Raw genomic sequence first — 13,287 nt, forward strand, 5'->3', positions numbered from 1 at the left:
TCCCCCTTCATCCGGTCCTCCCTCCAGTTCTGGACCTGGGAGGGGAGCACCGGGCGTCCATGCGTTCCGGCAGGCCCGTGCACTGGCACCCGCCCCCCCCGGAACAGTGTCACGGAGGTCTTCCGCGGGGCGCTCACAACCGGCGCCAGCGGCGGCCCTCGCCCATCAGTTCGTCGGCGGCGGCCGGGCCCCAGGTGCCGCTGTCGTAGTTCGGGAACTCGGGGGCCGGCTGGTGGCGGGGCGAGGCCGCGTCCCAGGCTTCCAGGATGCCCGACACGATCTGCCAGGCGTGGTCCACCTCGTCCTCGCGCGGAAACAGCGTGGCGTCGCCCAGCATGGCGTCGAGCAGCAGACGCGAATACGGACTTTCGAGCTGCGCCCCGAAGGCGTCGTAGCGGAAGTCCATGACGACCTCGCGCAGCACCATCTCCTGCCCGGGCATCTTGGAGCTGAACTTGAGACTCACGCCCTCGTCGGGCTGGATGCGGAAGGCCAGCACGTTGCGCTCCAGGCCTCCGGGAAAGATCCCCAGCGGCGCGCGCTTGAACACCACCGCGATTTCCGTGACCTTCTTGGGCAGCCGCTTGCCGCTGCGCAGGAAAAAGGGCACGCCCTGCCAGCGCCAGTTGTCCACTTCCAGCTTCACGGCCACGTAGGTCGGCGTGGGGCTGCCGGGCTTCACGTTCGGTTCCTCGCGGTAGCCCGGCACCTTCTCGCCGTCCATCACCCCGGGGCCGTACTGCCCGCGCACGGCCACCTCGGGCACGCGCTCGACCGGTATGGCCCGCACGGCGCGCAGCACCTTGGTCTTCTCGTCGCGGATGGCGTCGGCGTCAAATGCGGCGGGCGCCTCCATCGCGGTCAGGGCGAAGAGCTGCATGAGGTGGTTTTGCAACATGTCCCGCACCACCCCGGCCTCCTCGTAGTACCCGGCGCGGCCCTCCAGGCCCAGGTCCTCGGCGGCCGTGATCTGCACGTGATCCACATACCCCCGGTTCCACAGCGGCTCGAAGATGGCGTTGCCGAAGCGGATCGCCATGAGGTTCTGCACCGTCTCCTTGCCGAGATAGTGGTCGATGCGGTACACCTGCGACTCGTCCCACACACTGTGGATGGCCGCGTTGAGCTCGCGCGCCGAGGCGAGGTCACGCCCGAAGGGCTTCTCGATGACCAGGCGGCGCCAGCCCTCACTCTGCTCGTGCAGCCCCAGGCGGCCCAGACCATTGCTGATCGGCTCGAACAGGCTAGGCGGCGTGGAGAGGTAGAACAGCGCGTTCTTGCGCCCCCCGTGTGCTTCCTCGGCCTCGTCGAGCTGCTTGCCCACAAGGTCGTACACCTCGTCCCCACTGAAGTCACCGTACTCGTAGTACAGCAGTTCCCGGAACTTTTCGAGGTTGCCGGGCTGCGGAGTGTCGGTTTCCTTACTCGTCTTGAGGGCCTCGATGGCGAAGTCCTTGAATTCCTCATCGGTCATGGCCTGACGGCCCACCCCGACGATGTTGAAGGCACTTCCCAGCAGGCCGTCCTGCCACAGCCCGAACACGGCCGGCAGCAGCTTGCGCCGCGCGAGGTCGCCGGTCGCCCCGAAAATGACCAGGGTGGCCGGCTCGGGCGCGCGGCTGCGGCGCATGGCCGCCCGGAAGGGATTCTGGCCGTCGGCTCCCGGCGCGTCGGTATCACCGGCGGGCGCACTTGTCGGCACCCGCTGGCGCGACTTGCGCGGGGCCTTGGCGCCCGGCTGGGCCACCCCAACCGTCTCGGCGGCGCGCTTCTGGGCCACGGCGCCGCGCACCTCGCCCGCGTCGGCCGCCGGAGCGGCTTTCTTGCCGCCCCTGGCCCCAGCAGCTTTGGCTTTGGGGGCCGCCTTCACCGCTTCCGGCTGCTCTGGGGCGGCCTTGGCCGGAGCCGCCTTCTTGGGAGCAGGCTTTTTGGACGCCGCCTTCTTGGGGGCGCTCACTGATCGGCCTTCCGGTCACCCGTGGTGCGCTGCTGGCCGGTCTCGCCGAGCTGCTCGGCGGCCGAGCCCGTGCCGCTGCCGCCCGCCCTGGTGCCGGGCGTGGGAATGTTCTCGGGCGCGGCGGCTTTGGGGTGCTCGCCGGCCTGCACCTCGGGCACGATGCCTTCCTGCTTGGGCACTTCGAGCGTCTTGACCGCGTGGCCCCCGAAGGCGCGGCGCATGGCCGAGAGCATCTGGCCGGCGTAGCTCACTTCCTGCTGGCTGCGGAAGCGCATCTGGGTGGCGAGCGTAATGACCGGCGTGGGCACCCCGAGCTCGATGGAATCGATGATCGTCCAGCGCCCTTCTCCGCTGTCGGCCACGTAGTCCGACAGGGAATCGAAGTCGGCCGAGTTCTTCAGCGCCTCGGCGGTGAGGTCGAGAAGCCACGAGCGGATCACGGTGCCGTGACGCCACACCTCGGCGATCTGGGACATGTCGAGGTTGAAGGTCTTGTGCGCCTTCATGAGCTCGAAGCCCTCGGCGTAGGCCTGCATCATGCCGTATTCGATGCCGTTGTGGACCATCTTGACGTAGTGCCCGGAGCCGCTCGGGCCCATGTGGCCCCAGCCCCGGTCGGGCGCGGGAGCCAGCGTCTCGAGTGCCGGGCGCAGCCGCTCCACGCCCGCCTCGGAACCGCCCACCATCATGCCGTAGCCCTCGGTCAGGCCCCACACACCGCCCGAGGTGCCCACGTCCACAAAGTGCAGGCCGCGCTCGGCGAGCGCCTCGCCCCGGCGCTGCGTGTCGTGGAAGTTGGAGTTGCCCCCGTCGACGATCACGTCACCCGGCGCCAGCTGGTCCGCGAGGTCGTCAATGACCGACTGCGTGATCTTGCCCGCGGGCACCATGACCCACACGGCGCGCTCGCCCGGCTCGCCCAGCGCGGCCAGGAAGGCGTCCATGTCACTCGTGACGTTGGCACCCTTGGCACGCAGCGGCGTCAGGGCGTCCTCGCTGCGGTCGTAGCCGATCACGTCGTGTCCGCCCTGTTTGAGGCGAAGCACCATGTTGCCGCCCATCTTGCCCAGCCCGATCATGCCGATCTTCATGCGAGTCCTCCTGCAGGGCGTGGCCCCCGTCCAGTCTCCGGCGGGGGCGCCCCGATTACGCCGCGCATCATACGCGTGCCCCCCAGCCGGCCGATACCGAGCGGCCCTTCACTCTGCGCCCCCTTTATTTAGATTGATGTTAAATAGTTGTGTTGACGAATATCGTGATAACAACTATATTAACTCCAGGCTTCCGCTAGCCTGGAGGCACCGTGACCTACCCCGTTTCCGACCCGCCGCTGCCCGGCCGTCCCGGCAGCCCCGAGCATCTCGCCTACCTCTCGTTACAGCGTCTTGCGGCGCGCCAGCAGTACGCGGGCGCCGAGCTGCTGCGCGGGCACGACCTGAGCGGCCCACAGTTCAACGTGCTGCGCATCCTGCGCGGCGCCGGAGACGCGGGGCTGCGGTGCAGCGACATCGGCACGCGGCTGCTGGTCCATGACCCCGACGTGACGCGGCTGCTCGACCGCCTGGAAAAGGCGGGCCGGGTCCGCCGGGCCCGCGACCCCCACGACCGCCGGGTGGTCATGACCTACCTGACCGACAAGGGCCGGGCGGTCCTGAGCACCCTCGACGAACCCCTGAGCGAATTGCATGCCCGGCAATTCGCCGCCCTGAGCCCCGAGCGCCTCGCGCTGCTGACCGAGCTGCTGGGCGACCTGCTTCCGGAGGACCACCCATGACGACCCCTGCCCGCACTGCCCAGACCACCCACACCGGCGCCGCTTTCCAGGCCGACCTGGGGCTGCTGTTCCTGCGCCTCGCCACCGGCGTCATCTTCGTGATGCACGGCTACCAGAAGTTCTTCATGAACACGGTCGCCGGCACCACGCAGTTTTTCGCCAGCATCGGCGTGCCCCTGCCGGGCGTGGCCGCCCCGCTGATCGCGGGCATTGAGCTGATCGGCGGCCTGCTGCTGATCCTGGGACTCTTTCCCCGCGTGGTCGGCGCGCTCTTGGCCGTGAACATGCTCGTCGCCATCCTGCTCGTGCACGTGGCGGGCGGTTTCTTCAACCCGAACGGTATCGAGTTCCCGCTGCTGCTGCTGGCCGCCTCGGCCGCGCTGGCCCTGACGGGTGCGGGACGCTACCGCGTGGGCAACAAGAACTAAACGGAACACGACGTATGGGCCGCTCCTTCTCAGAGCGGCCCATTTCATTGGGTGGGAGGCTGGGAGACGGGGTCCCGGCCCGGCGTTCCCTTCTCCCGGAAGGCTCTACTTTTTGCGCCGGGCGTTCTTGGCCGCCTCGCGGGCAGCTTTCTGGTCGGCCTTCTGTTTCTCCTGCATCTCGCGGCCCATGTCCTCGAGCAGCTGGGCGCCCTGGGCATCTACCTGACGCTGAAGTTCGAGCAGCGTGGTGGCGACCATGTTGTGCAGCGCCCGTTCGACCGGCTGGCGTACCCACTTGAAGCGTACCCGGGCGTTCAGGTTCAGCGTGACCTCGGTGCCGCCGGGCATCGGCTTGAAGGTCCAGCCCTGCGTGAGCTTTTCGAGTGGACCGACGTGGCGCACACTCTCCCAACCGCCGCGCTGCGGGGCCTGAAGCTGGCCGTACTTGACCGTGAAGCTCAGGCCCAGCAGCCGGCGCGAGAACTTGTAGCGCGCCAAGGCGCCGTTCGCCAGCCGGCCCTCACTGCCCTCGTAGGCGCCCGAGGCGACGTTGGGGTCCCAGCCGGCGCGGCGCCTGGGGTCCAGCGCCAGGCGGTACAGCACGTCCGGACGCGCGCGGACGACGATGGTCTGCTTGATGCTGATGGACTCCGACATTGCTCCCGAGTCTAGCGGAGAAGGATCAGGACAGGTCGGGACGAGATGGCGCTGCACCGGGCTCTCCGCGCGGGGCCAGGAACGCACCGGAGAAGCGAGAAGGAGAGGGTCTGACCCGGCAGGAGGCACTATCCACGGGTCCGGTTCAGTGCCCAAGAGGGACCACGGGGCCTATATCCAGGCGCGGTCGCCTGGACCACCACATGGCACCCTCAGCACACCACACATGGCAAGGTCAGGTTTTACCGTCCCGCATGAATGGAGGCTGGCCTTGCCACATTTCATTTCATATGGAATACTTCCGTTTGGAATGAAAGACTCTCCCCTTCCCCAAGACGAGCTGTACGGGCTGGTGCGCCTGACCCTGCGGCTCGCGCGGCATTTCCGGCAACGGCTGGACGAGCCGCTGGAGCAGGCGGTCGGCTTGAACACCGGGGAGGTGCTCGTGCTCTCGGCGATTATGGACGGCTGCGACACGCCTTCCGCCGTCGCCCGGCGCCAGTCGTTGCCCGCTCCGACCGTGACCCGCATGGTGACCAAGCTGGCCGACGCGGGCCTCGTGCAGCGCGTGACCGACCCCAGCGACCTGCGCCGCCAGCGCCTGCAGCTCACCGCGCAGGGCGAGGCGACGCGCCTGAAGACCCGCGAAAGCGCTCAGGGCATCGTTCAGGACAACTTCGGCACCCTCGACCCGGCGCAGGTCAGTGCCGCCCTCGCGGCCCTGGACACCCTGAGCGCCAGCCTCGACCTGTGTTCTGCGCCGCCGGTGGCCCCGGCCCCCCGCGTTTCCCTCTCTTCTCCTCCGGAGGCCCAGCCATGAATACCGCCTCACTGTCCCACCGCGAGAAACTGCTCGCCTTCGCCGGCATCCTGACGGTGCTGTTTCTGTCCAGCCTGAACCTGACGGTGGTGGGCAGCGCCATGCCGCGCGTCATCGCCGACCTGGGCGGCTTTCACCTGTATGCCTGGGCCTTCACGGCCTACTCACTCGCCACGACTGTTACCATTCCGGTCGTCGGGACCATCAGCGACAAGTACGGCCGGCGGCCGCTGATCCTGCTGGGCATCCTGATCTTCGCGCTGGGCAGCGTGGGTCTGGGCTTCGTGCAGAGCATGGAGCAGCTCATCATCCTGCGCGCCGTTCAGGGCATCGGCGGCGGCACGCTCATGGCCATGAGCTTCACGGCCATCGCCGACCTCTTTACTCCCATCGAACGTGGGCGCTACCAGGGCTACACGGGCGCGGTGTGGGGGGTCAGCAGCGTGGTCGGGCCGCTCGTCGGGGGCTTTCTGACCGACCATCTGGGCTGGCGCAGCGTGTTCTTCGTGAACCTGCCGTTCGCGGTGCTGGCGGCCTTCTTCGTCTGGCGCTTCTTCCGGCTGCCGGCGCCGGGTGCCAAGGGCAAGTTCGACGCCCTGGGCGCCGCGCTACTCGCCGGCACGGTCGTCTCCCTCACGCTGGCGATGTCGTGGGGTGGGGGCACCTACGCCTGGGGCAGCGGGCGAATTCTGGGCCTTCTCGCCGTCACCGTGCTCCTGGGCGCGGCCTACGGCTGGCACAGCCGCCGTCAGGAACGCCCGATTCTGGACCTGCGGCTGCTGCGTGACCGGGGCATCGCCGTAGCGTCCTTCGCCGGCTTCCTGATGAGCGCGGGAATGTACGCCGCGATCCTGTACCTGCCGCTGTACATGCAGGGCGTGCGCGGCAGCAGCGCCTCGGGCAGTGGGCTGGCCCTGACGCCCCTGATGGTCGGGCTGATCGTGACGAGTACCATTTCGGGCCAGATCGTGAGCCGTACGGGCCGTTACAAGTGGCTGATCAACGTGGGCGCTCTGGTCGCTGCCGGCGCGCTGTTCCTGAGCGCCAGCCTCTCGCTGACCACGCCGCTGTGGATCGCCGTGGGCCTCATGGTGCTGCTGGGCTTCGGGTTGGGGCCAGTGAACAGCCAGCTCACCCTGGCGGTGCAGAATGCCGCGCCCCGCGAGAAACTGGGCAGCGCCACCAGCGGCAACCAGTTCTTCCGCCAGATCGGCGGCACGCTGGCCGTCAGTCTGTTCGGCGCGCTCGTGAACTCGCAGCTCGCGCAGAACCTCGGCGCGCAGTTGCCGGCCGCCGCGACGGCCCTGCCCGCACAGTTCCAGGACGCGGTCGCCAACCCCAACCTCCTGACGAGCGCGCAGGCGCAGGAGCAGCTCGGCGGCGCGCTGGGGCAGCTCGGACACGCCGAACTCCTGACGCCCATCCTGAACGCGCTGCGCTCGGTGATGGTCGGGGCCATCGACCATGTCTTCCTGATCTCGGCCGTGCTCGTGGCCCTCGCCTTCGTGCTCACCCTGGTGCTGCCCGAGCGCCCTTTGGCCACCCGGCCGGTGAAGGCCGCGAAGGACGGCGCGGTGGCGGCCGACTGAGCCCCCCTGCCCGGCCGACCCCTCCGCGTGGGGGGTCTTTTTTTATGTCGGGCCCGCCCGCGCCGCGTACCCGTTACCCTGAGCCCCATATGCACGACGTTCTGGTCATCGGCGGGGGCCTCGCGGGGCTGACGGCGGCGCGGGTCCTTACGCGCGCGGGGCAGCGGGTCCGGGTGCTGGAGGCCGCCCCCGAGATCGGCGGGCGGGTCCGGACGCGGGTGGTCGGGGGCTTTACCCTCGACGCCGGGTATCAGGTGCTGTTTCCCGACTACCCGGCGGTGCGGCGCAACCTCGACCTGGGCGCTCTGGACCTCGTGCCCATCGCCCCGGCGGGCGTGGTGCGCCGGGGGCGGCGGGCCGAGGCGCTGGGCGACCCCCTGCGCGACCCCAGCAGCCTGGGCAGCACGCTGCTGAGCGGCGCCCTGACCCTGGGCGACAAGGCGCGCATCGGCAAACTGGCGCTGGAACTCGGTGCGCCGCCCGCCCATACGCTCCTCGCCGGCCCCGACGAAACCACCGAGAGCTACCTGCGCGGCCAGGGCTTCTCGGAAGCGGCGCTCGACCATTTCTTCCGGCCCTTTTTCGGCGGGGTGTTTCTGCGGCGCGACCTGGCGACCTCGGCGCGGCTGTTCCGCTACTACTTCCGGCTGCTCATGACGGGTGGGGCGGCGCTGCCCCGCGCGGGCATGGCGGCCGTTCCAGCGCAGCTTGCCCAGGGCCTGGACGTGCGAACCGGCGTACGGGTCACGCATCTCCAGCCGCACGCCACGCACGTCACTGCCCAGACGAGCGCGGGCGAACTCGACGCGCGGCAGGTCATCGTGGCGACCGACGCGTGGTCGGCGGCGCCGCTGCTGGGCGAGGACACGCGCACGCCGCGCGGCAGCCAGGGCAGCGCGTATCTGTACTACGCCGCCGACGCGCCGGTCGAAAAGCAGCGCCGCCTGCTCCTGAACGGCGAGGCGGGCCTGATCAACAACGCGCAGTGGATGGGTCAGGCGGTGCCGGGCCGCGCGCCCGAGGGCCAGGACCTCCTCGTCGTGACAGCGCTCGCCTCGGCGCAGGGCGGCGTGCCCGAGCTGGACGACGCGGCCCTGGACGCCCGCGTGCGCGCGGAGCTGAGCCGCTGGTACGGCGAGGCAGCCGTGTCGGGCCTGCGAACCCTGGGCACCGAGCGCATCCCGCACGCGCAGTACCCGCAGCCGCCCGGCTACGCGGCGACCCTGCCCGGCCACGCCACGGCCCTGCCCGGTGTGCTGCGCGCGGGCGAGGTCACGTCCATGAGCGGGATCCAGGGCGCGATGGAAAGCGGCGAGAAGGCGGCGGCCATCGTTCTGAACGACCTCGCGGCCATGAGCCGCCCCCAGGGGGCCTGAGCATGAACGCGCATCTGGACCACCTCGTCATCGCCGCGCGCACCCTCGCGGAGGGCCGCGCGTGGCTCGAAGGCCGCCTGGGCACGGCGCTGGCCCCCGGCGGCGAGCACGAAACCTTCGGTACGCACAACGCCCTGCTGTCGCTGGGGGGCACGTCCTATCTGGAGGTCATCGCCGTGAATCCGGACGCCCCCGCACCGCCGCGCGCCCGCTGGTTCAGCCTCGACACCCCCGAGATGCGCGCGCGGCTGGACGGCGGCCCCGCCCTCGTCCACTGGGTTGCCCGCGTGCTCACGCTGGAGGCGGGCCCCTACCCGGAAGGCGAGGTGCTGGAACTGTCACGCGGCGAGAACCGCTGGGCGCTGACCGTGCCGCCGGACGGCTCGCTGCCGCTGGGCAGAATGGTCCCCTCGCTGGGCGGGGTGGCCCCCTCGCTGATCGCGTGGCACACGCCCGCACCTCCCACCCGTCTGCCCGCCTCGGGCGTCACGTTGGCGACCCTGCGGCTGGGCACACCGCAGCCTGCTGAGCTGCGCGCTGTCCTCGACCGCCTCGGCTTCGTGGGCGAGGTCGAGGTCTACGAGGCCCCGCAGCCCGAACTCGGCGCGCAGCTCGACACGCCGGGCGGGGTGGTCCTGCTGTAGACCGGACCCGCAGGTGGACTGCGGCTCACGGCACGCTGTAGCCCTCGGCCTGGGCCGCGTCCATGAGCAGGCCGCCGAGGCGCTCGTAGGCCTCGGGCTCGGTAGGCGGGTGGGTCAGGGCGGCACGCGCGTCGCGCAGCAGCCGCTCGAAGGGCTGCTCGGGCGACAGCGCGGCTCCGCCCACGGCGCGGGCAACCTGGTCGGTGGCGTTCACGGCGGCCTGCGCGCACACGGCCTTGGCCCCGGCCAGCAGCGGCAACGCGGCGTCGCCAGGATCCGCTTGGAATGCTCGGGTAGCGTGCGCCAGCAGCGCGCGGGCGGCCCACAGCTCGGCGTGGATTCGCCCGGCCGTCTCCCGCACGCGCGGCAGCGTGGCGATGGGCCGGCCCAGGGCCGTGGGCACGCGGGTCACGGCGTAGCGGCGCAGTTCGTCGAGGGCAGCGGTCCCCACGCCCAGGTAGGTACCCGACAGCGCCGTCCAGAACCACGCGGGGCTGGCCGGGCTGGGGGGCGACGGCGGGGCCACGTCGCCGGATGATACGGCCACGTCCCTCAGCACGATGTCCTGCGAGCCGCTGCCGCGCAGGGCCAGGGCGCCGCCCCAGGTCGTCTCGATCTCCACTCCGGGCGCGCGCATGTCCACCCGGACCCGGACGACCTGACCGTCCAGGGCGGCGGTCACCAAGGCCGTGTCGAGCGCGCGGGCGCCGGTGGACCACGTCTTGCGGCCGTCCAGGCGGTAGCCGTCCTCCTGTGGCATCAGGACCGTTTCGGGCAGGCCGCCGCGCGAGGGGCTGCCCAGGTTGCGCTCGCTGGCGACGGCGTTGAGCAGTTCGCCGCGCGCCGCCCCCTGGCCCAGGCGCGCCAGCAGCGGCTCCGGCCAAGACCGCGCCGCGAAGGCGCTACCCAGCACGTGCCCGTTCATGGCGAGCACCAAGGCCAGCGACGCCCCCGCCCGCCCCAGGTGCTCCTGGGTGAGCGCGAATTCAGGTAGGGTCGCGCCTAGACCGCCGAATTCTTCCGGCACCGTTAGGGCAGCGTATCCGCTGGCCTTCAGGGCGGAGGCGGCTTCTGGGGTCACGTCCTGTGCTGCCTCACACTCGGCCAGGTGGCTACGGATGGCCTCGGCGGCGCGGCGCGTGACCTGCTGCACCTCGGGGCGCTCTGGGTCGGGAAGCAGGTTCATGCCGGGCAGGCTAGCAGGGGCGCGGCAGGCCGCTGCCCCCCTTTCCCCTTCTCCACACGTTCCCTAAAGGCCGGGCTCCGGCGACGTGCCCCCGCCGCCTACAACCGCGCCGTGGGGGTGCCCGGCCGCCGCCCGTGCAGCAGCACCGCTGCGAGCAGGCCGGCCAGGAAACCGAACAGGTGTCCCTCCCACGACACGTAGGGATTGCTGGGAAACACGCCCCAGATGAGCCCGCCGTACAGCAGGAAGGCCGCGACCGCCACCCCGATGGCGACCGGGGTGCGCTCCCACCAGCCGACGCCCAGCAGGTAGCCCAGATACCCGAAGATCAGCTCGCTGGCCCCCAGGTGCACGCTGCCCCCGCGCCCGAACAGCCACACGAGCGCGCCCCCCACCGTCACGATGATGAGGCTGGCCGCGAGGTAGCGCCACAGGTTGCGCGCCGCGCTCATGAAGGACAGCACCGCGAGCGGCACCGTGTTGGCGAGCAGGTGGGGAAAGCCCGCGTGCATGAACGGCGCCGTGAAGATGTGGCCCAGAGCGGCCGGATTGCGCGGCTGGATGCCGAACAGGTCCAGGCGCCCGCCAAAGCCCAGCACGTCCACGAATTCCAGCACCCACACCACCCCCACGAGCACGCCGGTCGCGGTAAGGGCGGCGGCCACCCGCGAAGGCTCGCGCCGGGTCGGGGTGGGCCGGAGGGGATCGGTGGTGGGCGCGCGGCGCATGGCCCCAGTGTGCCCCCTGGTCCCCCCGCCTGGGATGAAGGCCGGGCGAAGGCGAACCGTGGGATTTGGGGGTCCCCTCAGCCCTCGCCCGCCAGCCGGGTCCGCAGTTCGTTCACGAGGCCGGCCAGCGGCACGCGCCGCGTCTCGCCCCCGCGGCGCGCGGTCAGTTCGGCCTCGCCCTGCGCGGCGTGGCGGCCCACAGTGACGCGCCAGGGCAGCCCGACCAGATCGGCGTCCGCGAATTTGGCGCCGGGGCGCACGTCGCGGTCGTCGAGCAGGGCGTCGATTCCGGCCGCCCGCAGTTGCGTGTAGAGGACCTCGGCGGCCTCCCGCTGAACCGGGTCGCCGGGGTCGACCACCGTCACCATGACCGCGTACGGCGCGAGAACCACCGGCCAGACCAGCCCCCGGTCGTCGGCCCAGACCTCGGCCAGGGCCTGCACCAGCCGCGTCACGCCGATGCCGTAGCAGCCCATGTGCAGTGGCTGTTCCCGGCCGTCCGCCCCCGTGAAGGTCGCCCCCAGCGCCGCCGTGTAGCGCGTGCCGAGCTGAAAGACATGCCCCACCTCGATGCCCCGCGCCGACTCCAGGCGCTGCGAGAGGTCGTGTACGCTCGCCTCGCCCACCCGCGCCTGCCGCAGCTCGGCCACCTCCGGCCGCGCGTGGGTTACCTCCCAGTCGGCTCCGGCCACATGCCAATCCGTCTCGTTGGCCCCGGCCACGAAACCGCGCACCTCGGCCGCCGCTCCGTCGCACAGCCGCAGGAACGCCGGCCGCACTCCGGCGCGCCGGGCGACCACTGTGTCGGGCAGGTCCGGCCCGACGAAGCCCAGGGGTACCCGAGCGTCCTCGGTCCAGTCGCCGGGCACGGCAGCCTCCAGGGTCAACAGCGGGCCGTCCACCCGCGCCGCCACCGCGTTGCGGAGCTTGACCGGATTGAGGGTGTGGTCGCCGCGCAGGCACACGAGCACCGGCCAGACCATCCCGGTCGCGCCGCCGGCTCCCTCCCCCCCCACGCGCGCTGTGAACAGCAGCGTCTTGACGACGTGCCCAGACGCGCAGCCCAGCGCCGCCGCGACGACCTCCACACTGGAGGCGCGGGGGGTATGGACCCGTGCACAGTACGGGAACGGCGACGGCCCGACCTCCGCCGCGCGCGACACGGCCTGCTCGGCGTTGGCGGCGTAGCGGCCGTCGGGGGTGCGCAGCAGTTCGTCCTCACCGACCTCGCTCAGCACCATGAATTCGCGGCTCCCCGCGCCGCCGATGCTGCCACTGTCGGCCTCAACGACCTGCCACGGCGCGCCCAGCCGGGTCAGGAGGCGGGCGTAGGCGTCCGACATCGCCCCGAAGTGCCGGCGCAGATCGGCTTCGCCGGCATGAAAGCTGTAGCCGTCCTTCATCGTGAACTCGCGGGTCCGCAGCAGGCCGGCGCGTGGGCGAAGCTCGTCGCGGAACTTGCGCCCGATCTGGTACACGCTCAGCGGCAGGTCGCGGTAGCTGCCGACCACCTCGCGCGCCAGGCCCGCCGCGACCTCCTCGTGGGTCGGAGCCAGGGCCAACTCGCGCCCGGCGCGGCACGCACCGCGAACATCAGGCCCTCGGCACGGTAGGCGTCCCAGCGGCCCGACTGCCGCCACAGCGCGGCCGGTTGCAGCGCCGGCAGGCTGACCTCCTGGGCGACTGGGTCGAGCTCCTCGCGGATCAGGGCTTCAAGTTTGTGCAGGGTACGGGTCAGCAGGGGCAGGCCGGCGTACAGGCCGCTGCCGACCTTGTGCAGGTAACCGGCGCGGATCAGCAGCTGCGTGCCGCGCGTCTCGGCGTCGGCCGGGGCCTCGCGCCGCGTCTTGAACAGGCTCTGGGAAAGCCGCATGGGTGGACTCCTCTGGGAAAACAGGAGGCGTCGGAACTGCGCGCGGGCCAGGCCCGTCTGGCCCTGGCCGCGCGGGGCCGTCGGTTCGCAGTTACACTCCAGAGGGAGGCGGGAGCACGGGCAGGCCAGCCCCGGTGCGCTGGCACCGTAGGGAGGTCGTCTGTCCGCTCATGTCCTGGACTGTACGGGAAGGAGACAGGGGCGTCAAGCCAAGCGGGCCGCCTGCCCGCCGGGGTCTTCCACCTGCGCGCCAGA

The 13,287-nt window shown here is 71.2% G+C and carries 13 protein-coding genes; 6 read left to right on the top strand and 7 right to left on the bottom strand.

Translation table 11 applies throughout. From position 1 onward, the window contains the following. Positions 1-133: 133 nt before the first annotated feature. Together zwf and gnd are read right to left on the bottom strand one after the other, a co-directional pair. Positions 134-1,747, bottom strand: coding sequence for a glucose-6-phosphate dehydrogenase (zwf, locus tag ASF71_RS17345; RefSeq protein WP_056302987.1), 1,614 nt, complete (start codon positions 1,745-1,747; stop codon positions 134-136). Between the two features lie 206 nt (positions 1,748-1,953). Further along, positions 1,954-3,048 carry a phosphogluconate dehydrogenase (NAD(+)-dependent, decarboxylating) gene (gene gnd, locus ASF71_RS17350; RefSeq protein ID WP_056302449.1) on the bottom strand — a complete coding sequence of 365 codons (1,095 nt, stop codon included), beginning with the start codon at positions 3,046-3,048 and terminating at the stop codon, positions 1,954-1,956. 212 nt (positions 3,049-3,260) lie between these two features. Between gnd and ASF71_RS17355 the strand changes: the two genes are divergently transcribed. Both ASF71_RS17355 and ASF71_RS17360 read left to right on the top strand, forming a co-directional pair. After that, positions 3,261-3,731: a MarR family winged helix-turn-helix transcriptional regulator gene (locus ASF71_RS17355; protein WP_235514575.1), complete on the top strand. Its 471-nt coding sequence runs from the start codon at positions 3,261-3,263 to the stop codon at positions 3,729-3,731. Further along, positions 3,728-4,159 carry a DoxX family protein gene (locus tag ASF71_RS17360; protein ID WP_056302450.1) on the top strand — a complete coding sequence of 144 codons (432 nt, stop codon included), beginning with the start codon at positions 3,728-3,730 and terminating at the stop codon, positions 4,157-4,159. Before ASF71_RS17355 ends, ASF71_RS17360 begins: the two co-directional genes overlap by 4 nt. A gap of 105 nt (positions 4,160-4,264) precedes the next feature. On the opposite strand, the gene ASF71_RS17365 is transcribed toward ASF71_RS17360, so the two are convergent. Continuing rightward, positions 4,265-4,816 (bottom strand): SRPBCC family protein, encoded by a 552-nt coding sequence (locus ASF71_RS17365; protein WP_056302451.1) that lies wholly within the window; start codon positions 4,814-4,816, stop codon positions 4,265-4,267. Positions 4,817-5,126: 310 nt separating this feature from the next. Between ASF71_RS17365 and ASF71_RS17370 the strand changes: the two genes are divergently transcribed. From ASF71_RS17370 to ASF71_RS17385, 4 genes are all read left to right on the top strand, one after another. Beyond that, complete coding sequence (locus ASF71_RS17370; RefSeq protein ID WP_056302452.1) at positions 5,127-5,636, top strand: MarR family winged helix-turn-helix transcriptional regulator; 510 nt, start codon at positions 5,127-5,129, stop codon at positions 5,634-5,636. Continuing rightward, entirely contained in the window at positions 5,633-7,225 is a 1,593-nt protein-coding gene (locus ASF71_RS17375) for an MDR family MFS transporter (RefSeq protein ID WP_056302453.1), read from the top strand. The genes ASF71_RS17370 and ASF71_RS17375 overlap by 4 nt, the downstream gene beginning before the upstream one ends. A gap of 89 nt (positions 7,226-7,314) precedes the next feature. Further along, the gene (locus ASF71_RS17380; RefSeq protein ID WP_056302454.1) at positions 7,315-8,601 is read left to right on the top strand and encodes an NAD(P)/FAD-dependent oxidoreductase; all 1,287 of its coding nucleotides are present in this window, start codon (positions 7,315-7,317) and stop codon (positions 8,599-8,601) included. A 2-nt stretch (positions 8,602-8,603) separates the two neighbouring features. Next, positions 8,604-9,245 carry a VOC family protein gene (locus ASF71_RS17385; RefSeq protein WP_056302455.1) on the top strand — a complete coding sequence of 214 codons (642 nt, stop codon included), beginning with the start codon at positions 8,604-8,606 and terminating at the stop codon, positions 9,243-9,245. A 25-nt stretch (positions 9,246-9,270) separates the two neighbouring features. Here ASF71_RS17385 and ASF71_RS17390 read toward each other — a convergent pair whose 3' ends face one another. From ASF71_RS17390 to ASF71_RS25360, 4 genes are all read right to left on the bottom strand, one after another. Further along, positions 9,271-10,431, bottom strand: a complete 1,161-nt coding sequence (locus ASF71_RS17390) for an acyl-CoA dehydrogenase family protein (protein ID WP_056302456.1) — start codon at positions 10,429-10,431, stop codon at positions 9,271-9,273. Between the two features lie 98 nt (positions 10,432-10,529). Continuing rightward, on the bottom strand, positions 10,530-11,159 hold the full coding sequence (locus ASF71_RS17395) for a rhomboid family intramembrane serine protease (RefSeq protein ID WP_056302457.1): 630 nt from the start codon (positions 11,157-11,159) through the stop codon (positions 10,530-10,532). A gap of 77 nt (positions 11,160-11,236) precedes the next feature. Continuing rightward, on the bottom strand, positions 11,237-12,721 hold the full coding sequence (gene proS / locus ASF71_RS17400) for a proline--tRNA ligase (protein ID WP_235514577.1): 1,485 nt from the start codon (positions 12,719-12,721) through the stop codon (positions 11,237-11,239). Beyond that, complete coding sequence (locus ASF71_RS25360; protein ID WP_235514579.1) at positions 12,640-13,032, bottom strand: hypothetical protein; 393 nt, start codon at positions 13,030-13,032, stop codon at positions 12,640-12,642. Before ASF71_RS25360 ends, proS begins: the two co-directional genes overlap by 82 nt. Between the last annotated feature and the right edge of the window lie 255 nt (positions 13,033-13,287).

It is taken from the genome of Deinococcus sp. Leaf326 (assembly GCF_001424185.1).
Lineage (GTDB): Bacteria > Deinococcota > Deinococci > Deinococcales > Deinococcaceae > Deinococcus.